Source organism: Lactobacillus gigeriorum DSM 23908 = CRBIP 24.85, from assembly GCF_000296855.1.
GTDB classification, from domain to species: domain Bacteria; phylum Bacillota; class Bacilli; order Lactobacillales; family Lactobacillaceae; genus Lactobacillus; species Lactobacillus gigeriorum.
On record NZ_CAKC01000032.1, the window covers coordinates 1 to 6,209 of the forward strand.

Annotated in this window: 9 protein-coding genes; 5 read left to right on the forward strand and 4 right to left on the reverse strand. The window is 35.1% G+C overall.

Annotated elements, in window-relative coordinates:
* A partial coding sequence (locus tag BN52_RS02950; RefSeq protein ID WP_040473335.1) for a glycerophosphodiester phosphodiesterase occupies positions 1-567 on the reverse strand: 567 nt, incomplete at its 3' end.
* Between the two features lie 92 nt (positions 568-659).
* Between BN52_RS02950 and BN52_RS02955 the strand changes: the two genes are divergently transcribed.
* The 5 genes from BN52_RS02955 to BN52_RS02975 are packed head-to-tail and all read left to right on the forward strand — an operon-like array spanning position 660 to position 4,328.
* On the forward strand, positions 660-998 hold the full coding sequence (locus BN52_RS02955) for a hypothetical protein (protein WP_040473336.1): 339 nt from the start codon (positions 660-662) through the stop codon (positions 996-998).
* Positions 999-1,009: 11 nt separating this feature from the next.
* Positions 1,010-2,404, forward strand: a complete 1,395-nt coding sequence (locus BN52_RS02960) for a bifunctional metallophosphatase/5'-nucleotidase (RefSeq protein WP_008472690.1) — start codon at positions 1,010-1,012, stop codon at positions 2,402-2,404.
* A complete protein-coding gene (locus tag BN52_RS02965) occupies positions 2,394-2,945 on the forward strand; it encodes a YutD family protein (protein WP_008472691.1) in 552 nt (183 codons plus the stop codon). Before BN52_RS02960 ends, BN52_RS02965 begins: the two co-directional genes overlap by 11 nt.
* Positions 2,946-2,949: 4 nt before the next feature.
* On the forward strand, positions 2,950-3,726 hold the full coding sequence (locus BN52_RS02970; RefSeq protein ID WP_008472694.1) for a TIGR01457 family HAD-type hydrolase: 777 nt from the start codon (positions 2,950-2,952) through the stop codon (positions 3,724-3,726).
* Positions 3,723-4,328, forward strand: coding sequence for a TIGR01906 family membrane protein (locus BN52_RS02975; protein WP_008472695.1), 606 nt, complete (start codon positions 3,723-3,725; stop codon positions 4,326-4,328). The genes BN52_RS02970 and BN52_RS02975 overlap by 4 nt, the downstream gene beginning before the upstream one ends.
* 30 nt (positions 4,329-4,358) lie before the next feature.
* Here the strand turns inward: BN52_RS02975 and BN52_RS02980 are convergent, their stop codons facing one another.
* From BN52_RS02980 to BN52_RS10275, 3 genes are all read right to left on the reverse strand, one after another.
* Positions 4,359-5,009: a VTT domain-containing protein gene (locus tag BN52_RS02980; protein ID WP_008472696.1), complete on the reverse strand. Its 651-nt coding sequence runs from the start codon at positions 5,007-5,009 to the stop codon at positions 4,359-4,361.
* A gap of 8 nt (positions 5,010-5,017) precedes the next feature.
* The gene (locus BN52_RS02985; RefSeq protein ID WP_082621041.1) at positions 5,018-5,950 is read right to left on the reverse strand and encodes an NAD(P)/FAD-dependent oxidoreductase; all 933 of its coding nucleotides are present in this window, start codon (positions 5,948-5,950) and stop codon (positions 5,018-5,020) included.
* A gap of 17 nt (positions 5,951-5,967) precedes the next feature.
* Positions 5,968-6,209, reverse strand: a 242-nt coding sequence (locus tag BN52_RS10275; RefSeq protein ID WP_206740559.1) for a hypothetical protein, incomplete at its 5' end; no start/stop codon positions are given.

A 6,209-nucleotide genomic window follows, 5' to 3' on the forward strand; every position in this document is an offset into this window, starting at 1 on the left:
GCTGAAATTGATTCTTTTTAAACTCCCTACGAGATAAATTAAAGGTACAGATGGAATGATTTTATGAAAGTAAAATAGACTCGCAGCTGAAAATGAATGAATTATAACCCGATCTTCCATATGATATTGATGAATAAGTAGAGCAATTTTATCTTCTAAATGGTAAGAATGATCGATGCTATGATCTATTTTGGTTTCTAAAATGAATTTAGCAGTAGGTTTATTTTGATAGTATTTAAAAAGCTGACCTAGTGATAATACATGTTCGCCATTGTCGTACTGAAGTTGATTTAAAGTGGCAAAAGGATTTTGTGATACAATTTTATGTATATGTGTAACTCGAAATAAATCGTCATCGTGTGAAATAACAGGGACGCCATCTTTAGAAAGAGATAGATCTAATTCAACATAGTCTGCACCAGACTTAAAGGCAGAGTTATCGCTTTGAATGGTTTCTTCTGGATATTTTGTAGGATCACCTCTATGTCCAACAACGGTAAAACCGGATGTGAGGATAAATATAACCATTAGAAAAATTAATTGAAAAATATGCTTTAATAACTTCATGCTGCCACCTCTACTGTTGGTTAACAATAGTATAGTTGCACATTTTGTCAAATTTGTCTAAATTTTGTTGTGTGAAAAGGGGATTGATATTGATGGAAACTGAAAGTCAATATGAAACGCTAGATCTAATTGAAGAAATAACTCGTAATGACGGTAGCAAGTATTTTGAGATTTCTAATATTGATCAAAATGGGATTGCTGAATTAGCAGCTGATCGTGGATTGATTAAGCAAGTTAAAATATTGCAGGTAAATATCGCAAGAACTAAGCCACTAATGATTTATGAAGAGTACATCAATAAGACGTATAATTTGCAGACGCTGCTTAATGAAAATGATTGGAAAAATCCTAAGTGGGTAGAATGGGATAAGCCTGAAGGAAAAGTTCGTGAAGCTTACGAGCAAGTTTTATCAGCAAATCATATTGGATAAAGGAAAAGAAAATGGAAAAGATTCGGATATTACATACAAATGACCTTCATTCACATTTTGAACAATTCCCTAAGATAGGTCGATATTTTGAAAAGGCACAGCATGATTCAGCTTTTGACGAAGTATTTACTTTTGATGCTGGCGATTTTATGGATCGCTCACATCCATTAACTGATGCAACTGAAGGTCAGGCAAATATCGAATTAATGAATAAGTTTCACTATACTGCCGGAACGATTGGCAATAATGAGGGCATTTCTAATCCTCATTGCGTGCTGGAAAGATTATTTGATCATGTAGAATATCCAATTGTATTGGCGAATCTTCGTGAAGAAGATGAATCAATGCCTAAGTGGGCAAAAAACTATCATATTTTTTCAACCAAGGCAGGCACTAGAATAGCTTTGATCGGTTTAACAGCAGCTTATCCTATGACATATGGTCCAAACCATTGGCATATTAAGATGTTAAAGAATACTATGGATGCAGTTCTGCCACAGCTAGTTGGTAAATATGATGTGTTGATTTTATTAACCCATATTGGTTTAAGAATGGATCGCTGGCTAGCTGAAAATTATCCCCAAATTGATTTAATAGTTGGTGGTCACAGCCATGACTTGCTACCGAAAGGTGAAAAAGTGAATCAAACCTGGATTACGCAAACTGGAAAATGGGGACGATATATTGGCGATATTAATGTAGAAATTCAAGACCATCATGTTGTAAAGGTAGAACCAAATACGATACCAACGGCAGAATTGTCAGAGGAAAAAACAGATCAAGCAGTGATTGCTGGTTACTATGAACAAGGCAAAAAATTATTGCAAGCTAAAAAGGTAGCCAATTTGCCTGCTAAATTTGATAACAATAAAAAAGCAGCAATCAGAGTATCTTTAGATGCAATCGCTGACTTTGCTCAAGTGGATTTAGCTATATTGAGCTCTGGATTATTTTTGGATCCGTTTAGAGCAGGTGAAATCACTAAATATGATTTACAGAAAGCTTTGCCACACCCAATGCATGTGGTGAGAACAACATTAGCGGGAAGAGATTTATGGCGTTTAGTGATGGAAATCGAAAAGAATAGACACTATTTAGAGCATTTTCCATTACAAGGGATGAGTTTTCGCGGAAAAGTTTTTGGAGAAATGTACTATAAAGGTATTGAAGTCGATATGAGACGTCGCTTAGTATACGTAAATGGTCAAGAGATTGATCCACGAGAAGAATATCAAATTGCTTGTCTTGATCACTATGTTTTAGTACCGTTTTTCCCAACGTTAGCGATTGTCGGTGATAATGAATTCCTTTTCCCAGAATTTCTGCGTGAAGTTATTGGCAATTATTTAGCAAGAAAATTTCCATTAGAAAATCAGAAGGAGGGAACTGAAAAGGATGAGAACTGATCGCAACGACGAAATGGAAAATAAACATGAGATTGAACAACCTCTGCGTCATCCGTTAGCTATTGTGATTCGTGATCAAGATAAATTAAAGATTAACAAACAACTGTATAAAATTTTGATTGATAAAGATAATGCGATTGATGTAGATTTATTGCGAAAAAAATATGACCCGTATCTCGATCAATATGACTTTTTGGTTGGCGACATTTCAAGTGAGCATTTACGCTTGAAAGGTTTTTATAAAGACTGTGTAAAGACAGCAATTGATCGTAAAGAAAGTACTATTGCTGATTATTTAATAGAGTATTGTAACCCGGGTAGCGCATATTTTGTTCTAGAATTGGTTTCACCTGTTCATCATCATAGCTCACATCGGAAACCAGACTATCGAACGAGGAGAAGAATGCGTCGCCAAGCTCAATTGAATGGTGGGTTCAAAAAACGGCATGTACATAAAACAAAATTTCCTAAACATCGTACAATCACAACTAAACAGCATAAAGGAAGAGCACATTCATTTGTGATCAAGAAGAAAGGGTAATTTGGTGAGGGACTATCAACTTTATTTAATCGATCTTGACGGAACGATTTATCGAGGAAATGAGACAATTGCTTCTGGAGTAAGATTCGTTAAACGTTTAGTTGATCAAAAAAAGGATTATCTTTTTTTGACTAATAATACGACTAGAACTCCAGAAATGGTTGTGGCTAAGTTAAAAACACACGGAATCACAACGGATATAGCGCATGTTTATACCCCTAGTATGGCAACTGCCGAGTATCTATTGCACCATTGTCAGAACCATGATTCTAAAATTTCGGTTTATATTATTGGACAAGTAGGCTTATGGAAAGAAATTCTTGAACGACCAGAGTTTATTTATGATGAGCAAAATCCTGATTATGTGATAGTAGGGATGGATACTGATTTAACGTATCAAAAAGTGAGAGTAGCTACTCGTGCTATTAGAGCGGGGGCAGTTTTCATTGGTACTAATGCCGATTTGAATCTTCCATTGGGGGATGAATTAATCCCAGGTAATGGGTCACAATGTGCGATGATTGCTGCAGCTAGCGGTCAAAATCCTATGTATATTGGTAAGCCAGAAGCAATTATAGTGGATATGGCGCTCAAGCGCGTAGGGACGAAAAAGGAAGATGCGCTTATCGTGGGCGACAATTATAATACTGATATCAAGGCAGGATTTAACAGTGGGGTAGATCAGCTGCTGACGTTGACAGGGGTAACTACTAAAGAAGAAATAAAAAATCTAAAACAGCCAACGCTAATTGTTGAAAATTTGGATGAGTATCAACTATGACGAGTAATAATAAACCATTAAGTATTATATTTAATTTCTTATATAGCATAGCTAGTAGTGTAGTAGGGGCAATTATAGCTAGTTGGCCCCTGCTATTAATTTTTATGCTGATTCAAAAGACTAATGAGACAGTAGGATTGTCGTTATGGAAGGTAATGCACAATTATAATCAATTGCTGTGGTATTTGATTTGGCCTTTTGAAAATAAACTCAAGATGGATAACTTTCATACTTCTGTTAATGCTGCCGCCCACTTTGCCGATTGCAAGCGATTGTTTCTACTCGCAATTTTTGTTTTTATAATTGGGACGGTTTATTGGTTATTTGAAAGAAATGCAAAAAAACGTGATGTTTTTACTTTGAGCAAAGTAGGGACTTTATTTTTCCTGATTTTACCGGTGGTAATATTACCATTTGCGGTAACAAATTTTGATAGTTTTTTTATCTTGTTCCATCATATGTTTTTTAGCAATAGCAATTGGTTATTTGATCCAACAACAGATCCGATTATCAACGTATTAACCGAGGGCTTTTTTGCTGCCTGTTTTGCAGTTGCGGGATTGATTTATGAACTTTTTTATGCCAGCAAATTACTAAAATAAAAATTTAGATACAAAAAAGGAATTTCGTGACTAATGAAATTCCTTTTTTTGAGTTAATTTCTTTTTTAACATTACAATCAAAATCGGTAGTACTGAAACTAGAATAATAGCTAACACAATCAATGAAAAATGCTCTTTAACTATCGGAATGTTTCCGAAGAAATAGCCAACTGATGCAAATAATCCGGTCCAGATAAGGCCACCAAGAACATTAAACGTTACGAAAGTTCGATAATGCATTTTACTTGCACCAGAAATAAAGGGTACAAAAGTACGAATAAAGGGAATGAAGCGACCAATGACAATGGTAATTGAGCCATGCCGTTCAAAAAACTTTTCAGCAGCCAATCGATTATTCTCATTGATTAGTTTATTGAACCAAGAATATTTTTCACCAATTTGAACTGAGCGTGCACCAATTTCGTAATTAACACTATCACCGATAATAGCTGCAAGGGCGACCGCTAAATAAATAAGTCCAATACTCAAATTATACTTATTATTAGCTGCCATTGCTGCTGCCGCAAAAATCAATGAATCTCCTGGCAAAAACGGAAAGACTACAAGACCAGTTTCAATAAAGATAATGACAAATAATATTAGGTAACTTCCTGCACCAAATTGATTGACGATCGTTATTAGGTGATCATCGATGTGTAGGATAAAATCAATCAACGCCATGGATTCTCCTATAAACTTGTTGAATGGATAGTAAGACTTTTTTGTGGAAACAGATTTCTCATGATTGAAGTAATTGCAATTTGAGCTTCACCAAAGCCAACTCCAATAATGGGAACTCTTCCAGGATAGGTAACTACATCACCAATTGCATAAATGCCTGGAACATTGGTTTTCATTTCCGATTGAACGGCAATACGATTGTCGTGGAGTTCGATATCCCATTTCTTTACGAAGCGATTATCTGCTTTAAAACCGTAGGCAACGATAATATGATCAAAAGAACGAATGATAGATTCGTTGCCACCAAGTTTTTTCAGCTCGACTTCAATCTTATTATCCATTAAAGAAAGACTTTTAGGTAGGTATGGCGTTAAAATTTTAGCAGAACTTAATTGTTTTATTTGTTCCACGCTACTTTCAAGTCCGCGGAAATTGTCACGACGATGAATTAATTCGATCTTAACTAGGTTGCCTAATTCAAGAGCCCAGTCTAAGGCAGAGTCACCACCGCCAAATATTCCAATAGTTTGATTCGCAAATTTTTGAGGATCATCAATAAAATAATGGATACGTTGATTTTCCTCTGCTGTTGTTTTGATTGGAAATTGTCTAGGTTTAAAAGCACCGTTACCGGTTGCAATTATAATAGTTTTAACGCCAACATTATTGTTAACAATAAAACCATTATCATTCTGTTCAAGATCTGTAACTTTGGTATTAAGATGGATTGTAATTTTATTAATCAGTCCGTTAGTTAATTCACTGGTTAATTGCGCTCCAGTAATTTCTTGATGGGCAGGGATGTCTAAAATCTTCTTAAAAGGATATAACATTTGAGGTTGACCACCAATTTTACTTAAAGAATCAAAAACCACAGGTTTAAGACCATGAAGTAAAGCATAGTTTGCAGCATATAAGCCAATAGGACCTGCGCCAATAATGGCAATATCAAAGTATTCTATTTTAAAAACCTCTTTCTAAAAATAAAATCAAAATAGTGCTTGCTATTTACATCAAAATATTGTAAATTATTTAGGTCAGCTTTTGAACCAAAAAGTTTGAAAGTTGAAACAAAGTTTTCTTCTAAAAAAAGTAAAAAAAGTACTTGCAAAAGGAGAAGAAAGCGAGTAATATATTTAAATGTCGTCGGGCGACGGAAGTCGCAAGGCGAGGCGAGATGAAAAAAGTTCTTGACAAAGA